At 70.6% G+C, this 19,858-nt stretch carries 20 protein-coding genes and 3 tRNA genes; 18 read left to right on the forward strand and 5 right to left on the reverse strand.

Going from position 1 to position 19,858, the window contains the following annotated elements; all coding sequences use genetic code 11:
• Window positions 1-305 precede the first annotated feature (305 nt).
• The 4 genes from BLT62_RS04105 to BLT62_RS04120 form a co-directional block, all read right to left on the reverse strand.
• Window positions 306-722 (reverse strand): DUF7144 family membrane protein, encoded by a 417-nt coding sequence (locus BLT62_RS04105; RefSeq protein ID WP_083362927.1) that lies wholly within the window; start codon window positions 720-722, stop codon window positions 306-308.
• A gap of 201 nt (window positions 723-923) precedes the next feature.
• Window positions 924-996: transfer RNA gene (locus tag BLT62_RS04110), tRNA-Phe, on the reverse strand.
• 66 nt (window positions 997-1,062) lie between these two features.
• Window positions 1,063-1,136 (reverse strand) — tRNA-Asp (locus BLT62_RS04115).
• Window positions 1,137-1,197: 61 nt separating this feature from the next.
• A tRNA-Glu gene (locus tag BLT62_RS04120) sits at window positions 1,198-1,270 on the reverse strand.
• A gap of 284 nt (window positions 1,271-1,554) precedes the next feature.
• On the opposite strand from BLT62_RS04120, the gene BLT62_RS04125 reads away from it, so the two are divergent.
• Entirely contained in the window at window positions 1,555-2,901 is a 1,347-nt protein-coding gene (locus BLT62_RS04125; protein ID WP_083362928.1) for a M23 family metallopeptidase, read from the forward strand.
• Window positions 2,894-4,279, forward strand: coding sequence for a C40 family peptidase (locus tag BLT62_RS04130; protein ID WP_156786235.1), 1,386 nt, complete (start codon window positions 2,894-2,896; stop codon window positions 4,277-4,279). Before BLT62_RS04125 ends, BLT62_RS04130 begins: the two co-directional genes overlap by 8 nt.
• A 134-nt stretch (window positions 4,280-4,413) precedes the next feature.
• Here the strand turns inward: BLT62_RS04130 and ppa are convergent, their stop codons facing one another.
• Window positions 4,414-4,899 (reverse strand): inorganic diphosphatase, encoded by a 486-nt coding sequence (ppa, locus tag BLT62_RS04135; protein WP_067225426.1) that lies wholly within the window; start codon window positions 4,897-4,899, stop codon window positions 4,414-4,416.
• An 82-nt stretch (window positions 4,900-4,981) separates the two neighbouring features.
• Here ppa and tilS point away from each other — a divergent pair, with 82 nt between their 5' ends.
• From tilS to BLT62_RS17840, 16 genes are all read left to right on the forward strand, one after another.
• A complete protein-coding gene (gene tilS, locus BLT62_RS04140) occupies window positions 4,982-5,989 on the forward strand; it encodes a tRNA lysidine(34) synthetase TilS (RefSeq protein WP_083362930.1) in 1,008 nt (335 codons plus the stop codon).
• An 88-nt stretch (window positions 5,990-6,077) separates the two neighbouring features.
• Window positions 6,078-6,629, forward strand: coding sequence for a hypoxanthine phosphoribosyltransferase (gene hpt / locus BLT62_RS04145; RefSeq protein WP_083362931.1), 552 nt, complete (start codon window positions 6,078-6,080; stop codon window positions 6,627-6,629).
• A gap of 203 nt (window positions 6,630-6,832) precedes the next feature.
• The gene (gene ftsH / locus BLT62_RS04150) at window positions 6,833-8,848 is read left to right on the forward strand and encodes an ATP-dependent zinc metalloprotease FtsH (protein WP_083362932.1); all 2,016 of its coding nucleotides are present in this window, start codon (window positions 6,833-6,835) and stop codon (window positions 8,846-8,848) included.
• Between the two features lie 9 nt (window positions 8,849-8,857).
• Complete coding sequence (gene folE, locus BLT62_RS04155) at window positions 8,858-9,457, forward strand: GTP cyclohydrolase I (RefSeq protein ID WP_083362933.1); 600 nt, start codon at window positions 8,858-8,860, stop codon at window positions 9,455-9,457.
• 70 nt (window positions 9,458-9,527) lie between these two features.
• Window positions 9,528-10,319, forward strand: a complete 792-nt coding sequence (folP, locus tag BLT62_RS04160; RefSeq protein ID WP_083362934.1) for a dihydropteroate synthase — start codon at window positions 9,528-9,530, stop codon at window positions 10,317-10,319.
• Entirely contained in the window at window positions 10,312-10,737 is a 426-nt protein-coding gene (gene folB / locus BLT62_RS04165; protein WP_231919335.1) for a dihydroneopterin aldolase, read from the forward strand. Before folP ends, folB begins: the two co-directional genes overlap by 8 nt.
• On the forward strand, window positions 10,734-11,255 hold the full coding sequence (gene folK, locus BLT62_RS04170; protein ID WP_083362935.1) for a 2-amino-4-hydroxy-6-hydroxymethyldihydropteridine diphosphokinase: 522 nt from the start codon (window positions 10,734-10,736) through the stop codon (window positions 11,253-11,255). The genes folB and folK overlap by 4 nt, the downstream gene beginning before the upstream one ends.
• Complete coding sequence (locus BLT62_RS04175; RefSeq protein WP_083362936.1) at window positions 11,252-11,716, forward strand: DUF3180 family protein; 465 nt, start codon at window positions 11,252-11,254, stop codon at window positions 11,714-11,716. Before folK ends, BLT62_RS04175 begins: the two co-directional genes overlap by 4 nt.
• Window positions 11,717-11,750: 34 nt before the next feature.
• Window positions 11,751-12,344, forward strand: a complete 594-nt coding sequence (locus BLT62_RS04180; RefSeq protein WP_231919336.1) for a PH domain-containing protein — start codon at window positions 11,751-11,753, stop codon at window positions 12,342-12,344.
• A 2-nt stretch (window positions 12,345-12,346) separates the two neighbouring features.
• Window positions 12,347-14,197 carry a PH domain-containing protein gene (locus tag BLT62_RS04185; RefSeq protein WP_083362937.1) on the forward strand — a complete coding sequence of 617 codons (1,851 nt, stop codon included), beginning with the start codon at window positions 12,347-12,349 and terminating at the stop codon, window positions 14,195-14,197.
• A complete protein-coding gene (locus BLT62_RS04190) occupies window positions 14,197-14,967 on the forward strand; it encodes a Rossmann-like and DUF2520 domain-containing protein (RefSeq protein ID WP_083362938.1) in 771 nt (256 codons plus the stop codon). Before BLT62_RS04185 ends, BLT62_RS04190 begins: the two co-directional genes overlap by 1 nt.
• Window positions 14,964-15,818: a pantoate--beta-alanine ligase gene (panC, locus tag BLT62_RS04195; RefSeq protein WP_083362939.1), complete on the forward strand. Its 855-nt coding sequence runs from the start codon at window positions 14,964-14,966 to the stop codon at window positions 15,816-15,818. The genes BLT62_RS04190 and panC overlap by 4 nt, the downstream gene beginning before the upstream one ends.
• A 422-nt stretch (window positions 15,819-16,240) precedes the next feature.
• Entirely contained in the window at window positions 16,241-17,653 is a 1,413-nt protein-coding gene (locus BLT62_RS04200; protein ID WP_083362940.1) for an HNH endonuclease signature motif containing protein, read from the forward strand.
• A gap of 238 nt (window positions 17,654-17,891) precedes the next feature.
• The gene (gene lysS, locus BLT62_RS04205) at window positions 17,892-19,415 is read left to right on the forward strand and encodes a lysine--tRNA ligase (protein WP_083362941.1); all 1,524 of its coding nucleotides are present in this window, start codon (window positions 17,892-17,894) and stop codon (window positions 19,413-19,415) included.
• Between the two features lie 14 nt (window positions 19,416-19,429).
• Window positions 19,430-19,585 (forward strand): hypothetical protein, encoded by a 156-nt coding sequence (locus BLT62_RS17590; RefSeq protein WP_156786236.1) that lies wholly within the window; start codon window positions 19,430-19,432, stop codon window positions 19,583-19,585.
• Between the two features lie 94 nt (window positions 19,586-19,679).
• Window positions 19,680-19,856 (forward strand): hypothetical protein, encoded by a 177-nt coding sequence (locus BLT62_RS17840; protein ID WP_172829631.1) that lies wholly within the window; start codon window positions 19,680-19,682, stop codon window positions 19,854-19,856.
• The last annotated feature ends 2 nt before the right edge of the window (window positions 19,857-19,858 follow it).

The following is a 19,858-nucleotide window of genomic DNA, read 5'->3' on the forward strand; positions in this document are numbered from 1 at the left end:
GTCTCTCATTCATGAGGTCTCGATCGAATTCGACCTTCGAATCCGAGCGTCGCGTGTCTTGATTCGCCCTCAGAAAAGCGACCATGAACCGGGTTAGTTCGTGGTTGCTTGAAATACAATGCGCAACACAACAACTTGAGCGTCAACACTAGCTCATGAAGGCGTGATAATGGTGAACTTTTTTTGAAGCGTGATACGGATCGTTACAAAAGTGCCGAAAACCGCGTGATTTCGCGCCGATCTCCCGCTCCCTGTGAAGTCCCGTCATGCGGAGGGCGCGGGTGTGGCACGAGCCGTTTTGACTCTCAGGCGGCCTTGCGCAGTTCGTGGCCGTGCACGGTGAGCGCGTAGATCACGAGCACGTCGAGGGCGATGACGATGAGTGACCACCAGGGTTGGACCGGCAACAGGAAAAGCTGCCCGACGGCGTTGATGATGACGAGGATGACGGCGACGATGCGGGCCCAGGTTGCTCCGGCGAGCATTGCCAGCGCGACGACGATGAGGGCGAGGCCGCTGATCATGTGCCACCACCCCCACCCCTGCACGTCGAGGAGGAAGAGGGACCCATTTGACGTCGCGAAGTACGCGCTGTCGGGCCCGATGATGGCCATGAGGCCGTAGAACGCGTCGAAGATTCCCGCCGTCATGAGCACGAACCCCGCGAACCAACCCCAACCGACCCAGCCTGTGGTTTCAGTCTTCGATGCAGTCTCGGACATCTCTCAACCTCCCGGACAATGCCGACGCACGCACGGCCGTTGCAGTGCGCTTCGACGGGTTTCCGTCACGGTACTGAGGCTGTGAGCGGGCGGGCATCACGCAGGTCGGGTGATCTTGCCGGGTGCCGGCGTGGCCGGGCGGCGGTGCGTGGGCAACAAAAAAGCCCCCGCAGAACCGAAGTTCTGCGGGGGCTTGTCTTGTGGCTCCGACCGGCGTCGATCCGGTGACCTTTCGATTTTCAGTCGAACGCTCTACCAACTGAGCTACAGAGCCCGGAGCATTCGAAAATGCTGCCGAGAAGGAGAAAGCCCCAACTTTCGAAGGGGCTTGTCGCCTGAGCGACCCTGACGGGACTTGAACCCGCGACCTCCGCCGTGACAGGGCGGCACGCTAACCAACTGCGCTACAGGGCCTCGTGAGAAGCTATTCAATTATATATGTTGCGGTGTTTCTATTATGACCTATTCAGTTATGTGACCCCAACGGGATTCGAACCCGTGCTGCCGCCGTGAAAGGGCGGTGTCCTAGGCCACTAAACGATGGGGCCGGATTGTCTTGAAGTGCAGGACAACCGAGGCATAAGCATACGTGGATTTCGGGCCGGCGCAAAAACGGCTGCGCCCGGGCGTGTCTCACGCGCGTCGAAGTTGCCGCCACGGCCTCAAATCTCCCCAGTTTCGGCCCTTCTCCGGGCTAGTCTCGCCGTGACTGCGCAGTGTGCGCTTCCGCACGCTCGCCGAACCGAGTTGTTACTGTTGTCAGAGTTGCCAGTGCTACCGCTGTGACGGAAGTTACTTGTCGAGGGTTTCGGGACTCTCGAACGGGGGAGAGATGAAGCGCACAGACCAGGACCACGATCGCGGCCGCGCCGCACGAGGACGGGGCCGCACGCGGCACGCTCTCCGCTCCAAGATCGGCGCGGGCCTCGCGGTCGCCCTCGCTGCGACGCTGGCCCTCGGCGGGCCCGCCGCCGCGGCGGGCTTCCCGAGCTGGGAGGACGTCCAGGCGGCCAAGGCCAATTCGGCCTCCGCGCAGCAGGCGGTCGACAACATCCGCTCGCTGATCGTTGAGCTGGACGCCGCGGCGCAGACCGCCCAGGCGGAGTCGGACAAGCGCAGCGAGGAGTTGCTCGCCGCCAAGAACAAGTACGACGATGCGGCCGAGCGCGCCGCTGCTCTGCAGGAGCAGGCCGACGCCAGCAAGGCCACCGCCGATGCCGCGACGAAGCAGGCCGGCCTGCTGGCCGCGCAGCTCTACCGCTCCGGCGGGGGAGACCTGAGCGTCAACCTGTTCCTCGACGGCGGCCAGGGCGGCGCCGACGCCGCGGACGGCCTGCTGTCGCGCCTCGGCAGCATGAGCAAGATGGTCGAGCGCAGCACGGACATCTACGCCAGCGCGCAGACCACCACGAACACGGCCGCCTCACTCGGCGACCAGGCCAAGATCGCGACCGCCGAGCGGGAGAAGCTCCGCGTCGAGGCCGAGGCTGCACTCGCCGTCGCCGTCGCCGCGCAGCAGGCGGCAGACGCCGCGCTGCAGGAGTCGCAGGACCGCAGCGTCGTGCTGGACGCACAGCTCGCTTTCATGCTGGACACGCAGGCCAAGACGGCGGCTGCCTACGAGGAGGGCGAGCGCCAGCGCATCGCCGCCGAGGCTGCGGCTGCCGCGGCGGCCGCAGCGGCAGCGGCGGCAGGCGGAGGGGGCGGTGGCGGCGGTGGCAGCGGCCCCGGGCCCGGGCTCGGCGGCGGCTACATCAACAACGGCTGGGCCGTGCCGGCATCCGGACGCATCACCGACAACTTCGGCCCTCGCCCGAGCATCTGCACGAGCGGCGGCTGCTCGAACAGCACCCACCGTGGAACTGACCTCGGCACCGGCTGCTCCGCCCCGATCTACGCGGCGGCCTCCGGAACCGTCACCTACTCTGGCCGCAACGGCACCTACGGCAACTGGATCGAGATCGACCACGGCGGCGGCGTGAGCACCGGCTACGCCCACATCCGCGACGGCGGCCGCTTCGTCGGCGTCGGCGAATGGGTCGAGGTCGGCCAGAACATCGCCAGCTCGGGCACGACAGGGGCATCGACCGGATGCCATCTGCATTTCGAGGTCTACATCGGAGGAAACAGAGTGAACCCTGTTCCGTTCATGGCCGACCGGGGGGTTCCCCTTGGCTGACCCGCGCACCAGACCGCTGTCGAGGGTGAAGCCCGCGACGATCTTCTCCGCCGTCACGATCGGCGCCGTCGCGGCGACGGTCGGCCTGGTCGGACCCGTCTCCGCCGCCCCCGACTACCCGTCGTGGAGCGACGTGCAGAACGCGAAGAACAACGAGGCCACCAAGAAGGCCGAGATCGCCAAGCTGACCGGCTTCCTCGACGCGTTGCGCGCGACGGCGGATGCCGCGATGAAGGACTCGATGGTCGCCGCCGAGGCGTGGCGGGTCAACCAGGAGCAGCTGACCGCCGCGACGGAGCGCGAGAAGACGCTCAAGTCGCAGCAGGCGGCCGCGGCCAAGAAGGCCGAGACGTCGAAGATGCGGGCCGGGCTGCTGGCCTCGCACCTGGCACGCAGCGGCGGCCAGGACATGTCGGTCAACCTGTTCCTGCAGGGCGACGGCGCCGACGACCTGCTGCGCCAGCTCGGCGTCGCCAGCAAGCTGAGCGAGCAGTCCCGCGAGATCTACAGCGAGGCGATCCAGGACAGCAACACCGCGGCCTCCCTCGCCGACCAGGCCGCGGCGGCCACAGTGGAGCGCCAGCGGCTCAGCGCCGAGGCGCAGAGCCGGCTCGACACTGCCAACAGCACGGCCCAGGTGGCGGTCAACGCCTACGACGCCGAGCAGCGGAAGTCCGACGAGCTCTACGCCCAGCTCGCGCTGCTGCGGGACAGCACCGCCGAGCTCGAGCGCGCCAGGGTCGAGGGTGAGCGCGCCGAGGAGGCCGCGAAGAACCCGCCGCCCGTCGCGCCCCCGATCACGCCGCCGGCCGGTGGCTCAAACGGCGGCACCGGCAGCGGGGGAGGCTCGACGCCCAAGCCGACCACCCCGCCCACGACCCCGGTCACGCCGCCGACAACTCCGGTCACCCCGCCAGTGAACCCGCCGGTGAACCCGCCCGTCGAGCAGCCGGTGGTGCCCCCGGTGGTGCCGCCGCCCGTGTCGCCGCCGAGCAACACCAGCGCGGTCGAGCAGGCGATCTCCTTCGCCCTCAGCCAGACCGGCAAGCGCTACCAGCTGGGCGGTGCGGGCCCGGACGTCTGGGACTGCTCCGGCCTCACCATGAAGGTCTACGGCTCCGCCGGCATCGGCATCGGGTCACACGGTGCGACCGCCCAGTACAACACGATGCGCAACCAGGGGCGGCTCGTGCCGTTCAGCGAGCGGCAGCGCGGCGACCTGATCTTCTGGGAGGGGCGCCCGGGCGATGTCTACCACGTGGCCATCTACCTGGGCAACGGCCGCATCGTCGAGGCGCCGAACGAGAACGCGCCGGTGCGCGAGTACTTCATCTGGGGCATGGGCGACGTGGTGTCGTACGTGGGGCGCCCGGGCTAGAGCCAGACGCCGGGCGGATGCCGCGGCATCCGCCCGTCCCAGAGCAGTCAGCCCGGCCCGTCGGGCTGGGACGCAAGAAGGGGCACGCCATGTGGCGTGCCCCTTCTGCGTTCAGCAGCGAGTGCTGGCGGTGATCAGTGGCCGGGGAAGGCGACGATTCCGGCCTCGATGATCGCGGTGGCCTCGGCGGCGTCGCCCCAGCCCTCGGTCTTGACCCACTTGCCGGGCTCGAGGTCCTTGTAGTGCTCGAAGAAGTGCTCGATCTCCTTGCGCTGGAACTCGGGGATGTCGGTGACGTCCTGGATGTGGTTCCAGCGCGGGTCGCCGGCCGGGACGGCGATGACCTTGGCGTCGCTGCCGCCGTCATCGGTCATGTTGAAGACGCCGACCGGGCGAACCTTGACGCCGACGCCCGGGAACAGCGGGTAGTCGAGCAGCACGAGCACGTCGACGGGGTCGCCGTCCAGGCCCAGCGTGTTCTCGAAGTAGCCGTAGTCGGTCGGGTAGACGAAGGTCGTGTAGAGCACGCGGTCGAGGAAGACGCGACCGGTCTCGTGGTCGACCTCGTACTTGTTGCGGCTTCCCTTGGGAATCTCGATAACGGCGAGGTACTCAGCCATGGTGGGGTCTCCTTGAATCCATGAAATGGGTGTGGATGCAGCGCAAACCCCGAGTGGGGAAAGTCCGGAATAAGGTTACTTGATGGAATCCCTGCGCCGACCCCGTTTGACCCCGGCCATTGCCGACGTCCGCAGGGCGGTGCGCGAGGGGCTGCTCGCCGCGTTTGAGGCGCCGGATGCCGCCGATTCCCCGCTCGTGCTGGTCGCCCTGAGCGGCGGCGCCGACTCGCTGGCGCTGGCCGCCGCGACCGCTTTCGAGGCGCCGCGGGCCGGGCTCCGCGCCGGCGCCGTCGTGATCGACCACGGGCTGCAGGACGGCTCCGCCGCGATCGCTGCCCGGGCCGCCGAGCAGGCGCGCGGGCTCGGGCTCGACCCCGTGCACGTCGTCACGGTCGCCGTTGGCGAGGATGGGGGCATGGAGGCCGCGGCCCGCACTGCCCGCTACGCCGCGTTCGCCCGGCTGCAGGCCGAGGCCGGCGCCAGCGGCATCCTGCTCGGGCACACCCTGGACGACCAAGCCGAGACGGTGCTGCTCGGGTTGGCGCGCGGCTCCGGGCCGACGAGCATGCACGGCATGGCCACGCAGACCGGCCCGTACCTGCGCCCGCTGCTCGGCATCCGCCGTGCCGACACCGTGCAGTTCTGCGCGGATGCCGGTCTGGAGCCGTGGCGGGACCCGCACAACGCCGACCCCGCCTACGCCAGGGTGCGGGTGCGCGACACCGTCCTGCCTGTGCTGGAGGCCGAGCTCGGCCCCGGGATCGCCGAGGCGCTGGCCCGCACCGCCGAGCAGCTGCGCGAGGATTCCGCCGCGCTCGACGAGATGGTGCTCGAGTTCATCGAGGAGATCTGCGAGCCGGCGGAGGCGGGCATCGCCGTCTCGGCCGCGGCGCTGGCGGCCAATCCGGCTGCCCTGCGGCAGCGCGTCATCCGCTTCGTGGTGCAGAGCGAGTTCGGCGTCACGCTCGAACGCGTGCACACGCTGGCGGTGGCCAGGCTGGTCACCGACTGGCACGGTCAGAAGGCTCTCAACTTGCCAGGCGTTAGGGTTGAGAGGAGCGCTGGGCTGCTCGTGTTCACGGCCGCCTAGCCAGACCTCCAAGCCACACGGCACTACTCCCCGCATGACAGAGCAGCAGGGCCTCGGCGCAGCCGAAGCCAGAACGGATCGAACGTCCATGGAATCGCACAACATCGCCGGTGACCTCGAGGAAGTCCTGCTGACCGAGGAGCAGATCCAGGGCCGCCTGGCCGAGCTGGCCCGCCAGATCGAGGCCGACTACGCCGGCGAGAACGTGCTGTTGGTCGGCGTCCTGAAGGGCGCCGTCATGGTGATGGCCGACCTCGCCCGCGAGCTGAACATGCAGGTCACCATGGACTGGATGGCCGTCTCCTCGTACGGCTCCGGCACCACCTCCAGCGGTGTCGTGCGCATCCTCAAGGACCTCGACAGCGACCTGACCGGCCGCAAGGTGCTCATCGTCGAGGACATCATTGACTCCGGCCTGACCCTCAGCTGGCTGATCTCCAACCTCAAGTCGCGCGGCCCGGAGTCGGTCGAGATCTGCGCCCTGCTGCGCAAGCCGGAGGCCGCCCGCGTCGACATCGACGTCAAGTACCTCGGCTTCGACATCCCGAACAAGTTCGTCGTCGGCTACGGCCTCGACTACAACGAGCAGTACCGCAACATGCGCAGCGTCGGCATCCTCGCCCCGCACATCTACAGCTAGCGCCTTCGCCCACTCCGTGGGCGCGAGGCCCCGGGCCCCGGACGCCGCATCGCGCGGCATCCGGGGCCTGTCGCTTTCCCCCGACTCTGGTGGGGTGTCGACCCGCCGCCGGGGGCCGCAGAGGCCGCCGCGCAGGGCACAGGGTGAGCCTGCAGCGAACATGCGGCAATCGTGCAGCGCGGTCGCGGTAGCCTTGCAGCACCATGAACGTCAAGAAGCTTCTTCGCGGTCCGCTGCTCTACATCGTGCTCGCGGTTGTTGCCGTGTGGATCGGGTCCAGCCTGATCACTATGTCCGGGTTCCGAGAGGTCTCCACGCAGGAGGGCCTCGCGTTCCTGAAGGACGGCAAGGTCGCCAGCGCCAAGATCGTCGACGGCGAGCAACGCGTCGACCTCACGCTGAGCAAGGCCGACCCGAAGCTCGGCGACCAGGTGCAGTTCTACTACGTCGCCCCGCGCGGCACCGAGGTCATCGACGCGGTCACCGCGGCGGACCCGCCGCAGGGCTTCGACGACGAGGTCCCGCAGCCCAACTGGCTGCTCTCCCTGCTCGGCATCCTGCTGCCCGTCCTGCTCATCGGCCTGTTCTTCTGGTGGATGCTCTCCAGCATGCAGGGCGGCGGCAACAAGGTCATGCAGTTCGGCAAGTCCAAGGCCAAACTCGTCACCAAGGAGAGCCCGAAGGTCACCTTCGAGGACGTCGCGGGCGCCGATGAGGCGATCGAGGAGCTCGAGGAGATCAAGGACTTCCTCAAGGACCCGGCCCGCTTCCAGGCCGTCGGCGCGCGCATCCCCAAGGGTGTGCTGCTCTACGGCCCTCCCGGCACCGGCAAGACCCTGCTCGCCCGCGCCGTCGCGGGTGAGGCCGGCGTGCCGTTCTACTCGATCTCCGGTTCTGACTTCGTCGAGATGTTCGTCGGTGTCGGCGCCAGCCGTGTGCGCGACCTGTTCCAGCAGGCGAAGGAGAACGCCCCGGCCATCATCTTCGTCGACGAGATCGACGCCGTCGGACGCCACCGCGGCGCCGGCATGGGCGGCGGCCACGACGAGCGCGAGCAGACGCTGAACCAGCTGCTCGTCGAGATGGACGGCTTCGACCCCAAGGCGAACGTCATCCTGATCGCGGCCACGAACCGCCCCGACATCCTGGACCCGGCGCTGCTGCGCCCCGGACGCTTCGACCGCCAGATCGGCGTCGACGCCCCCGACATGCTCGGCCGCAAGAAGATCCTCGAGGTGCACGGCAAGGGCAAGCCGCTCGCGAAGGGCGTCGACCTCGAGGTCGTCGCGCGCAAGACGCCCGGCTTCACCGGTGCAGACCTCGCCAACGTGCTGAACGAGGCCGCGCTGCTCACCGCGCGCTCGCACGCCCAGCTGATCGACAACCGCGCCCTCGACGAGGCGATCGACCGCGTCGTGGCCGGCCCGCAGCGCCGCACTCGCGTCATGAAGGACAAGGAAAAGCTGATCACGGCCTACCACGAGGGCGGGCACGCCCTCGCCGCCGCGGCCATGAACTACACGGACCCGGTCACCAAGATCACGATCCTGCCGCGCGGCCGCGCCCTCGGCTACACGATGGTGATGCCGCTCGAGGACAAGTACTCGATCACCCGCAACGAGCTGCTCGACCAGCTGACCTACGCCATGGGCGGCCGCGTCGCCGAGGAGATCGTCTTCCACGACCCGACGACGGGTGCCTCCAACGACATCGAGAAGGCCACCGCCACCGCGCGCAAGATGGTCACCGAGTACGGCATGAGCACCGACGTCGGAGCGGTCAAGCTCGGCCAGTCGAGCGGCGAGATGTTCCTCGGCCGTGACATGGGTCACCAGCGCGACTACTCCGAGCGCATCGCAGAGCGTGTCGACCAGGAGGTGCGCGCGCTCATCGAGCAGGCGCACGACGAGGCCTGGGAGGTTCTGAACGAGAACCGCGACATCCTGGACCGCCTGGCCGCCGAGCTGCTGGAGAAGGAGACGCTCGACCACAACCAGATCGCCGAGATCTTCAAGGACGTGAAGAAGCTGGCCGAGCGCCCGCAGTGGCTCTCCAGCGACAAGCGGCCGCTTTCCGAGCGCCCCCCGATCGACTTCCCCGTGCTCACCTCCCCGGTGAACCCCGGGGCGACCGACGGCGGCGTTGAGTCGGGCGACGTGGGCCCGGAGCCCGCTCCCGGGCGCACCCCGACGATCAACCCCCGCCCGGCCACGGCGTAGGCGGCGCTCGTGAGCGGAGTCGACCGGGCTCGCATCGAGGCAGCCGTGAACGAGATCATCCTCGCGATCGGTGAGGACCCGGCCCGCCCGGGCCTGGCCAGGACGCCGGCCCGCGTGGCCGACGCCTACGCGGAGTTCTTCGGCGGCCTGACCCAGGACCCGCTGGAGCACCTGCGGGACTCGGTGCCGATCGGCGCCGACGTGGACGGGGCGCCCCAGACCAGCGACGCCGTGCTGCTGCGCGGCATCGACTTCCGCTCGGTCTGCGAGCACCACCTGCTGCCCTTCGTCGGCGTCGTGCACATCGCCTACCTGCCGAGCGACCGCGTCGTCGGCCTCGGCAGGCTGCCGGCCGTCGTCGACACCCTCTCCGCCCGGCCACAGCTGCAGGAGCGGCTGACCGAGGAGATCGCCGACGCGCTGCAGGAGGGGCTCGACCCCCGCGGCGTGCTCGTCGTGCTCGACGCCGTGCACCGCTGCGTCGTCGCCCGCGGCTCCCGGCAGGCCTCCAGCTCCACGGTCACGATCGCCAGCCGCGGCGAGCTCGCAGAGCCCGCCGCCCGCGCCGAGCTGATGGCGCTGATCGCATCGGGCGGGCACGGTGTCTGACCCGGCGCTCCCCGCCAGCACGCCTTCCAGCCACGCCTTGTTTGACCGGCCGGATGCCGCACCGCTCGTCATGGGCATCGTCAACGTCACACCGGACTCCTTCAGCGACGGCGGGCGCTGGGCCGAGCCGAGCGCGGCCGTCGCCCACGCGCGGCAGCTGGTGGCATCCGGCGCCGACATCATCGACGTCGGCGGGGAGTCGACGAGGCCGGGCGCCCCGCGCGTTGACCCGGGGGCAGAGCAGGAGCGCGTCGTCCCCGTCGTTGCCGCCCTGGCCGCCGCCGGCATCGCGGTGAGCGTCGACACCATGAACGCCTCGACCGCGCTCGCCTCCGCGGCCGCTGGCGCGCTGATCATCAACGACGTCTCGGGCGGGCTGGCCGACCCGGCGATGGCCGACGCCGTTGCCGCGAGCGGCCTGCACTACGTCGCCATGCACTGGCGCGCACACGCCGACACCATGCAGCAGCTCGCGCAGTACGGCGACGTGGTCGCCGAGGTCTGCGCCGAGCTCACCGCGCGCGTCGACGTGATGAAGGCGGCCGGCGTCGCCGCCGACAAGCTGATCCTCGACCCCGGGCTCGGCTTCGCCAAGACCGCCGCGCACAACTGGGCGCTGCTCGGCCGACTCGGCGAGCTGCGGGCACTCGGCTACCCCGTGCTGGTCGGCGCCTCGCGCAAGCGGTTCCTCGGGGAGCTGCTGCCGGACGGCACCGCGCCCGCCGAGCGCGACCTGGCGACCGCCGTGGTGAGCGCGCTTTCCGCGCAGCAGGGGGCGTGGGCGTTGCGCGTGCACGACGTGGCGGGCACGCGGGTTGCCCTCGACGTGCTCGCTTCGTGGCAAGGTGGAGCACGTGCCTGATCTCAATTCGGTTCGCCAGAGCCCTGACGCCCCCACCGCCGTCGTGGACTGGGCGGCGCGCGACCACATCACGCTGACCGGGCTGCGCGTGCAGGCCCACCACGGCGTCTTTGACTTCGAGCGGGAGAACGGCCAGGCCTTCGTTGCCGACGTGACCGTGTGGCTGGACTTCGCCGCGGCCGCCGCCGGCGACGAGCTTGCCGCCACCATCCACTACGGCGTGCTCGCCGAGGAGGTCGCCGCCGCGGTGCAGCGCGACCCCGTCGACCTCATCGAGACGGTTGTCGAGCGCATCGCCGCGACCGTGCTCGCCCACCCGGCCGCCCAGCGCGTGCGGGTGACCCTGCACAAACCAGACGCACCGATCACGGTGCCCTTCGACGACGTCTCCGTCACGATCACCCGGGAGCGCTCATGAGCACCGCCGACCAGTCCATGCAGCCGGCCGTCATCGCCCTCGGCGCCAACCTCGGCGACCGCGACGAGACGTTGAGCCAAGCCGTCGTGGCCATCGCCGAGCTCCCCGGCACCGAGCTCACCGGCGTCTCCGCTCTGATCGAGACCCCCGCGCTCAAGCCGCACGGTGTCGACCACGACGCCCCCGCCTACCTCAACGGCGTGGTGACGGTGCTCACCAGCCTCACCCCGCACGCTCTGCTCGACGCCCTCAACGCCATCGAGAACGAGCACGGCCGCCAGCGCACGGAGCACTGGGGCGACCGCACCCTCGACCTCGACCTGATCAGCTATGGCGAGCTGGAGCAGAGCGACGAGCGCCTCACCCTGCCGCACCCGCGCGCGGCGGAGCGCGACTTCGTGCTGGTGCCCTGGCTCGAGCTCGACCCGGACGCCACCCTGCCCGGCCACGGCCGAGTCGACGCACTGCCCGCCTCGCAGGCCGACGGCCAGGCGCCCGACTCCGGGGCCCCGCGATGAGACGCACCGCCCCGGCGACGCTGGCGTTGCTGGCGCTCGGCGGCACGGTGCTCGCCTTCCTGGCCGAGCTGGCGATCGCGTCATCCGGTCGCCCGATCATCGTGCCCCCGATCACGCTGGCCCTGACGCTCGTCGCCCTCGGCGTGGTCGTCGTCGCGCTGGCCTGGCCGATCCGCCGAGCCGTCAAGGCCACCGTCAGCACCCACGTCGACCCGTTCCGGGCACTGCGCGTGGCGGTGCTGGCCAAGGCCTCCAGCCTCTCCGGCGCGCTGCTCGGCGGGGCGGGGCTCGGCCTGCTCGTCTACCTGCTCAGCAGGCAGAGCACGCCGCCTGCCGCGACCCTCTGGATGGCGATCGCCACCGCGGCGGGCGGCACCCTGCTGCTCGTCGCCGGGCTCGTCGCCGAGCACTTCTGCACGCTGCCGCCAGACAAGCACGACCCCGACACCGAGAAAGCGTAGGGCCGCCATGCCCGCGTCCGATGAGAGAGATGCCATGACCGAGCCGATGACGGATGCCGCCCCCACGACACCCGCCGGAGCGCCGGCCGCACCGGTTGCCCCGGCCCCGGAGCCGGATGCCGCCGCGGACGCCGCCCCGGCCCCCGGCCGCCTCGACCTCGGCGACCCCACCGTGTGGCACCGGGTCTCGCCGAAGTACCTCCTCGTCGAGGTCGTCGGCACGCTGTTCGGCGGACTGCTGTTCTGTGCGGGAGCCGCCGCCGTGTGGATCCTCGGGGGCCAGCAGTGGGCGCTCTGGGTGCTCATCGGCCTCATCGTGATCTTCCTGGTCACGCTCGTGATCGAGCCGCGCCGGGTGCGCTCCATCGGCTACCAGCTGCGGGCCGACGACCTGCTGTTCCGCCGCGGCATCATGTTCCAGCGCTTCGTGTCGGTGCCCTACGGGCGCATGCAGCTCGTCGACATCACGCGAAGCCCCATCGCCCGCGCGCTCGGTCTGGCCGAGCTCAAGTTCGTCACCGCGGCCGCCGCCACCGGCGTCGTGATCCCCGGCCTGCCCCTGGAGGAGGCGGAGGAGCTGCGCGACCGGCTGGTCGCGTTGGCCGAGAGCCGCCGGGCGGGGCTGTGAGCATGACCCAGGGCCCGGCGCAGGGTCCGCTGCAGGACCCGCTGCCCGGCCAACCCGGGGCGGTGCGAGCTGTGGAGACGAGCCTCGCCGACGGGGAGTGGCACCGGCTGCACCCGGCCACCCCGCTGCTGAAGGGCGGCGTCGCGCTGATCGCGATCACGGGAATCGTGATCGCCAACCTGCGCGAGCGCCTGCTGGAGCTGTTCTTCAGCGTGCCCACCTACGGCGGCGACCCCCTCGACGAGATCTATCGCCGCGGCATGGTCGGCTGGGCGCTGCTGGCCGTGCTCGGCGTGCTGCTGCTCGTGATGGCCGGCTTCTACCTGTCCTGGCGGATGCACAGCTTCCGGGTGACGCCGGAGGCCGTCGAGGTGCGCAGCGGCATCCTGTTCCGCACGAACCGCAAGGCCCGCCTCGACCGGATCCAGGGCGTCAACATCAACCGGCCGGTGCTGCCGCGCATCTTCGGCGCCGCCAAGCTCGAGGTCGGCGTCGCCGGCCAGGACGCGAACGTCCAGCTGGCCTACCTCGGATCCGGCCACACCGACGCTCTGCGCCGCGACATCCTGCGGCTCGCCTCTGGCGCGCGTCAGGGTGCCGGTGCCGGCGCGCAGGCGGTGGCACCGGCGGGGACAGCGGCCGTTCCCGCCGTTGCTGATGCGCACCCCGACACGGCGCCGCACGCGGGGCCAGACGGCGAGGCGGGGGCCCACGGCGGGCACCGGCTCGCGGCATCCGTCGGCGCCCTCGTCACCCAGCGCGCCAACGAGTTCCTCGCCCCCGAACTGGACCCGGACGCCGCGCCGCCGGAGTCGGTGGTGCACATCCCGCCGCTGCGCCTGATCGCCTCCATCGTGGTCAGCGGCTTCAGCGTCGTGGTCATCGCCCTGTTCATCGTGGTGCCGATCGGCGTCGCGAACCAGCAGTACTGGATGCTCTTCAGCTTCATCCCCGCCCTGATCGGTGTCGCCAGCTTCTACATCAACCGCTTCACCAAGGGGCTGCGCTACACGATCGCCGGAACGCCGGACGGCGTGCGGGTCGGCTTCGGCCTGCTCTCCACCAGCAACGAGACGATCCCGCCCGGCCGCGTGCACGCCATCGCCGTCACCCAGCCGCTGCTCTGGCGGCCGTTCGGCTGGTGGACGATCCGCATCAACACCGCCGGGCGCTCCCAGCAGAACGGGCAGAACGCCTCCAACACCACGGTGCTGCCGGTCGGCCGCATCGACGACGTCGAGCGCGTGCTGGCCCTGCTGCTGCCCGGGGCCGGGCTGCAGCCCGAGCCGGCGGATGCCGCGGCGCCCGCGCTCGCGGTGACGGCGGGTACGGTGCCGCCCGCTGGAGTCGGTGCACCCGACGGTGCACCCCACGGTGCGCCCGGCGGCGCACCAGACGGTGTCCCCGACGGCCTGCCCGGCGCCGCGCCCGTCGCCCCGGTGGCGGCGACGCCGTCGCTCATCGAGCGCGGCCTCACCTCGAAGGGCGGCGCCGACGGCTACACGAACGCGCCGAGCCGGGCCGCCTGGCTGCGGCCGTTCTCCTGGCGCCGCACCGGCTTCGCACTCACCGCGAGCACCGTGCTGCTGCGCCGCGGAGTGATCTCCCGCGAGCTCACCCTCGTGCCCTTCGCCCGGGTGCAGAGCGTCGGAGCCTCGCAGGGGCCGATCCAGCGCCGGCTGGGCCTTGGCGGCGTGCAGCTGCACACCGTTGCCGGGCCGGTCTCCGCCCGGCTCGGCGTCATCGACCGCGCCGTCTCGGCCGAATTGTTCGAACAGCTCGCGGCCGGCGCCGTGGCATCCGGTGCCAGCGACACCAGCCACCACTGGGGCACCCCACAGGAGGCTTTCTGATGACCGGGCAACGTGCGGGCCGACTCGGCGTCGGCATCGTCGGCGCGGGCAAGGTCGGGCCGATCCTCGGCGCCGCCCTCGCCGGAGCCGGGCACGCGATCGTCGGCATCTCGGCGATCTCCGCCGAGAGCAAGGAGCGGGCGGAGACCATCCTGCCCGGGGCGCCGATCCTGGACGTCGACGTGCTTGTCGAGCGCAGCGAACTCGTGATCCTGGCGGTGCCGGATGCCGAGCTCGAGCCGCTCGTCGCCGGCCTCGCCGCCCGCGGCGCCTGGCAGCCGGGCCAGCTCGTGCTGCACACGGCAGCCCGGTACGGCATCGGCGTGCTGCGCCCGGCCCTCGCCGCCGGCGCGATCCCGCTCGCCCTGCACCCGGCGATGACCTTCACCGGCACCAGCCTCGACCTCGCCCGGCTGGCCGGCACCTGGTTCGCGGTGACCGCGCCTGCCCCCGTGCTCCCGATCGGGCAGGCCCTCGTCGTCGAGATGGGCGGCGAGCCGCTCGTGATCGCCGAGGCGGACCGCGCCGGCTACGCCGAGGCCATCGACACCGCCGTGTCATTCTCCACCGCCATCGTCGAGCAGGCCGCCGGCATCCTGGCCGGAATCGGCGTCGAGGCACCGGGCGCCGTGCTCGCGCCGCTCGTGCGCTCGGCCGTCGAGCGCGCTCTGGCGCAAAGCGGGGGCGCCGAGCCGTCCCGCGAGCTGCTCGACGAGGCATTCCCGAGCAGCCAGTACTACGAAAACGACGACCCAGAGGAGCAGGCGTGACCGCCCCGCAGCTGTTGACCACCGTCTGCGCCACCCGCGCGGCACTCGAGCGGAAGCGGGCGGGGGGATTGACCGTCGCCCTCGTGCCCACGATGGGCGCCCTGCACGAGGGGCACCTCACCCTGGTGCGCCGCGCCCGCGAGCTGGCCGATGTCGTGGTCGTGTCGATCTTCGTCAACCCACTGCAGTTCGGCGCGGGGGAGGACCTCGACGCCTACCCGCGCACGCTCGACGCCGACAGGGAACTGCTCGCCGCCGAGGGCGTCGACTTCGTCTTCGCCCCCGCTGCACGCGAGATGTACCCGAGCGGCGAGAGCGAGACCCGGGTGACCGCCGGCCACGTCGGCACCCTGCTCGAGGGCGCGACCCGGCCCGGCCACTTCGACGGCATGCTCACCGTGGTGGCGAAGCTGTTCAACATCGTCGGCCCCGACGTGGCGCTGTTCGGCCAGAAGGACGCCCAGCAGGTCTTCCTCGTGCGCCGCATGCTCGCCGACCTCAACCTGCCGCTCGACCTCGAGGTCGTCCCGACCGTGCGCGAGGCCGACGGGCTGGCCCTCTCCAGCCGCAACCGCTTCCTCGACGCGGGCGCCCGGCAGGCCGCGCTGTCGCTGAGCGCGGCGCTGCAGGCCGCGGATGCCGCGGCGGGCGAGGGCCTCGTCGAACTGCTCGCCGAGGCGACGGCCAGCTTCGGCGACCACGACGAGGTCACGCTGGACTACCTCGTCGTCGTCGACCCGGACACGTTCCTGCCCGTCGACGAGCACTACCGCGGGCGGGCGCTCGCCCTCATCGCGGCCCGCGTCGGCGCCACGCGGCTGATCGACAACGCCGCCATCACGATCGGCTAGATCCCCACACTCCGCGCGCCCGCCGCGCCAGCCGGCACCGGCGTCCGGAGAGCTCGGGCGCTGGGTCGCCCGGCTGCCCTCACACGCTCAGCGGGGCAACGGTCCTCAGCTTTCTGGGACCGCTCAACGATGTTGGCTTCGGTCGCTGGCGCTCCCTCCAGCCAGCGTGCGGCTCCCGTGCCCCTCTCTCCACGTCGGCCGAGCTTCTGTCTCCACGTCGGCTGAACTTCTTTCCCCACGTCGGCCGAGCTTCTCTCTCCACGTCGGCTGAGGGAGCGAGGAACGAGCGACCGAAGCCCGGTTTCCAGCCCGAACGCGGCGCCACTTCCGACGCTACCGCACCCCACCGACATTCCGCGGAAAGTTATCCACATCAGGCATTTTTCTCGGGAATTGCTTGCATTCCGCCGTAGAATAGGAGCATGGAATACGCGGCGGGGCAGCTGGCAGAGGCACAGTCCCTCCTGGCCCGCGCACTCGCCGATTCCGACGAGCGGATGCTGCGCGACGATGCCCTGCTCGAGCTCACCGCGACGGCCGAGGCCGTCGGCCGGCTCGCTGATGCGCTTCGCATCCGGGCGGCTGGCGAGGTCGCGTTCCGCTCCCGCCGCGAGCTCGGCGAGGACCGCCTGTCGGCCAAAAAGGGTTGCCGCAACGCCGTCGAGCTCCTCGCCCGGACCACGCTGGCCTCCGAGCGCACTCTCACCCAGCGGATGCGACTCGGCGCGGCCACGAGGCCGCGCACCGCCCTGACCGGCGACACCCTCCCGGCCGCGTTCCCCGAAGCTGCCGCAGCGCTCCGGTCCGGCGCGCTCGGCTACGACAGTGCTCTGGCCATCATCGACACGCTCGACCCGATCCGCGGCCGGGTCGGCGACCTCAACGTCGAACTCGCCGAGACCGCGCTCGTCGCCGCCGCCACCGGGCCCACCGTCGAGTCCGCGCTGCCGTTCGCCGCCGACGAGGTGCGCGGCCAGGCCCGCGTCTGGGAGAGCGTGCTGGACGAGGACGGCACCGTCCCGGCCGAGGAGCGCGCCATGGCCGCCCGCGGCATCAGCGGAGGCCTCACCCGCGACGGCCTCGTGCACCGGAAGATGGCGCTGCTGCCCGAGGTCGACGCGAAGTTCGAGACCCTGCTGAACGCCTACCTGAGCCCGCGCTCGAAGCCCACCTTCGCTGACCCCGACCAGCCGAAGGACCCGCGGGCGACCGCGCAGGCCCGGCACGACGTCTTCGCCAGCCTGATCGACGGGGCCGCCCGCAGCGCGGACGCCCCGACGATGGGCGGCGCCGCGCCGACGGTGCTGGTCTCGGTGCGGCAGGCCGACCTGGCCGCCGGCAGCGGCGCCGGGTTCATCGAGGGCTGCGAGACCCCAATCTCCCTGCAGGCAGTCGAGCAGTTCATCTGCGCAGGCGGGCAGCAGCACGTGGTGATCGGCGACGACGGGCGCCTGGTCAGCCTGAGCACGTCCGACCGGGTGTTCAACGCCGCCCAGCGGCGGGCGATCAGCCTCCGCGACGGCGGCTGCATCATCCCCGGCTGCAGCATCCCGGCCGCCTGGAGCGAGATCCACCACGTCATCGCCTACCGCGACGGCGGCGAGACCGAGACCTGCAACGGAGTCCTCCTCTGCTGGTTCCACCACCGCACCATCGAGACGAGCGGCTGGCGGATACTGATGATCGACGGCGTCCCGCACGTGAAGCCGCCGCCCTGGCTGCGGAACGGCCGCAGCGAGGCAGACACCCCGTGGCGAAGATCCACCAGATCCCGCACCCAACTCGCCGACCTCCTCGAACAGCAGCGCAAACGTGAGCCCGTCCTGGTCGAGTAGACGCCGCGGCCACAACGAAACCCGTCCAACCCGATCGAGCACGCGCTCAGGGCTTCGGTCGCTGGCACTCTCTCCAGCCAGCGGGGAGGGCGGCAGCCCGGGTGCGGGACGGCAGCGGCGGCGCCGAAGTGCACCGCCGAATTAGCCGGGCAGATGCCCAGTCCACTGCCGGTACTCTTGAAGGTGCGTGTGTATACGTCTTGATACCCCGCATCCAGCCCCAGTTCACGGAGTAGACATGGCCGACGCCCCCACCTCGCCCGAGCCCACAGCCGAAGAGATTGCAGCAGACGTCTCTGAGCAGAAGGCCGTGCGATTGGCCAAGCGCGAGCGGCTCATCGCAGCCGCGGCCGACCTCGGTGGCGGTGCCTACCCGGTGAGTGTTCCCGTCAGCACGACGATCCCCGAGCTGCGCGCCCGCTTCGGCGAGCTTGAGCCGGACACCGCCACCGGCGAGATCGTCGGCGTGGCCGGCCGCGTCATGTACCTGCGCAACACCGGCAAGCTCTGCTTCGCCACGCTGCAGGCCGGCGACGGCAGCCGCATTCAGGCCATGGTCAGCCTCGCCGAGGTCGGCGAGGAGAGCCTGGCCGAGTGGAAGGACCTCGTCGACCTCGGCGACCACGTCTTCGTGCACGGCGAGGTCATCGCCAGCCGCCGCGGCGAGCTGTCGATCATGGCCGACAGCTGGCAGATCGCGTCCAAGACGCTGCTGCCGATGCCGAACCTGCACAACGAGCTGAGCGAGGAGAACCGGGTGCGCAGCCGCTACCTCGACCTCATCGCGCGCGAACAGGCCCGCACCAACGTCATCGCCCGCGCCAAGGCTGTCGCCAGCCTCCGCCGCACCTTCGACGAGCTCGGCTTCATCGAGGTCGAGACGCCGATGCTGCAGGTCATGCACGGCGGCGCCTCCGCCCGCCCCTTCGTCACCCACTCCAACGCCTTCGACACCGAGCTGTTCCTGCGCATCGCGCCTGAGCTTTACCTCAAGCGCGCCGTCGTCGGCGGCATCGACCACGTCTTCGAGATCAACCGCAACTTCCGCAACGAGGGCGCCGACTCCACGCACAGCCCCGAGTTCGCCATGCTGGAGGCCTACCAGGGCTACGGCGACTACAACTCGATCGCCGACCTCACCCAGAAGCTGATCCAGGACGCCGCCACCTCCATCGCCGGCGGCCACGTCGTGACCTGGGCCGACGGCACCGAGTTCGACCTCGGCGGCCAGTGGGACCGCATCTCGATGTACGACAGCCTGAACGCCGCCGCCGGCACCAGCTTCACGCCGGAGACCCCGATCGCCGAGCTCAAGGCCCTGGCCGAGCGCGAGGGCATCGAGATCGACCACCCGATCCACGGCAAGTACGTCGAAGAGCTCTGGGAGCACTTCGTCAAGGGCGACCTCGTGCGGCCCACCTTCGTGATGGACTTCCCCGTCGACACCAGCCCCCTCGTGCGCGGCCACCGCTCCATCCCGGGCGTCGTCGAGAAGTGGGACCTCTACATCCGCGGCTTCGAGCTGGCCACCGGCTACTCCGAGCTCGTCGACCCCGTCATCCAGCGCGAGCGCTTCGTCGAGCAGGCGACGCTGGCCGCCGGCGGCGACCCCGAGGCGATGCGCCTGGACGAAGAGTTCCTGCGCGCCCTCGAGTTCGGCATGCCGCCGACCGGCGGCATGGGCATGGGCATCGACCGCCTGCTGATGGCCCTCACCGGCCTCGGCATCCGCGAAACCATCCTGTTCCCGCTGGTCAAGTAGAACGAGGGCACGCCATGAGCAACGAGTTCCTGCCGAAGAGCGAGACGGACCCGCCGAAGGACCCCAAGCGGATCTCGAACAACCGGCTCGCCTTCTGGATCATCGCCGGCGGCATCGGCGTGTACATGCTGGGCAGCGGCATCTGGGGAATCGTCACCGGCGGATCCTGATGTGAGGGTGCGGATGCCGGTGCAGCCGGCATCCGCCCCGCAATCAGCGCGTGCGCCCACGGCGGCGCCGAAAGCAACGTATTCTGGAGTGGCTATGGATAACTTTTGGGTGAACGCGGTCTTCTCGCTGGTGCCGACGCTGCTCGTCGGAGCCATCTTCTGGCTCGTCATGCGCTCGATCATCCGCATGGACCGCACCGAGCGTAAGGTGTACGCCCGCATCGAGGCCGAAGAGCGCGCCCGGCTGGGCCTCGACAAGCCGGCTCACTGAGC

This window comes from Microterricola viridarii (assembly GCF_900104895.1).
GTDB classification, from domain to species: Bacteria; Actinomycetota; Actinomycetes; order Actinomycetales; family Microbacteriaceae; genus Microterricola; species Microterricola viridarii.

Coding starts and splice junctions, on each gene's coding strand:
- BLT62_RS04105 (WP_083362927.1), bottom strand. CDS start 722: ATGTCCGAGACTGCATCGAAGACTGAAACCACAGGCTGGGTCGGTTGG.
- BLT62_RS04125 (WP_083362928.1), top strand. CDS start 1,555: ATGAAGCGCACAGACCAGGACCACGATCGCGGCCGCGCCGCACGAGGA.
- ppa (WP_067225426.1), bottom strand. CDS start 4,899: ATGGCTGAGTACCTCGCCGTTATCGAGATTCCCAAGGGAAGCCGCAAC.
- tilS (WP_083362930.1), top strand. CDS start 4,982: ATGGAATCCCTGCGCCGACCCCGTTTGACCCCGGCCATTGCCGACGTC.
- hpt (WP_083362931.1), top strand. CDS start 6,078: ATGGAATCGCACAACATCGCCGGTGACCTCGAGGAAGTCCTGCTGACC.
- ftsH (WP_083362932.1), top strand. CDS start 6,833: ATGAACGTCAAGAAGCTTCTTCGCGGTCCGCTGCTCTACATCGTGCTC.
- folP (WP_083362934.1), top strand. CDS start 9,528: ATGGGCATCGTCAACGTCACACCGGACTCCTTCAGCGACGGCGGGCGC.
- folK (WP_083362935.1), top strand. CDS start 10,734: ATGAGCACCGCCGACCAGTCCATGCAGCCGGCCGTCATCGCCCTCGGC.
- BLT62_RS04175 (WP_083362936.1), top strand. CDS start 11,252: ATGAGACGCACCGCCCCGGCGACGCTGGCGTTGCTGGCGCTCGGCGGC.
- BLT62_RS04180 (WP_231919336.1), top strand. CDS start 11,751: ATGACCGAGCCGATGACGGATGCCGCCCCCACGACACCCGCCGGAGCG.
- BLT62_RS04185 (WP_083362937.1), top strand. CDS start 12,347: ATGACCCAGGGCCCGGCGCAGGGTCCGCTGCAGGACCCGCTGCCCGGC.
- BLT62_RS04190 (WP_083362938.1), top strand. CDS start 14,197: ATGACCGGGCAACGTGCGGGCCGACTCGGCGTCGGCATCGTCGGCGCG.
- BLT62_RS04200 (WP_083362940.1), top strand. CDS start 16,241: ATGGAATACGCGGCGGGGCAGCTGGCAGAGGCACAGTCCCTCCTGGCC.
- lysS (WP_083362941.1), top strand. CDS start 17,892: ATGGCCGACGCCCCCACCTCGCCCGAGCCCACAGCCGAAGAGATTGCA.
- BLT62_RS17590 (WP_156786236.1), top strand. CDS start 19,430: ATGAGCAACGAGTTCCTGCCGAAGAGCGAGACGGACCCGCCGAAGGAC.
- BLT62_RS17840 (WP_172829631.1), top strand. CDS start 19,680: ATGGATAACTTTTGGGTGAACGCGGTCTTCTCGCTGGTGCCGACGCTG.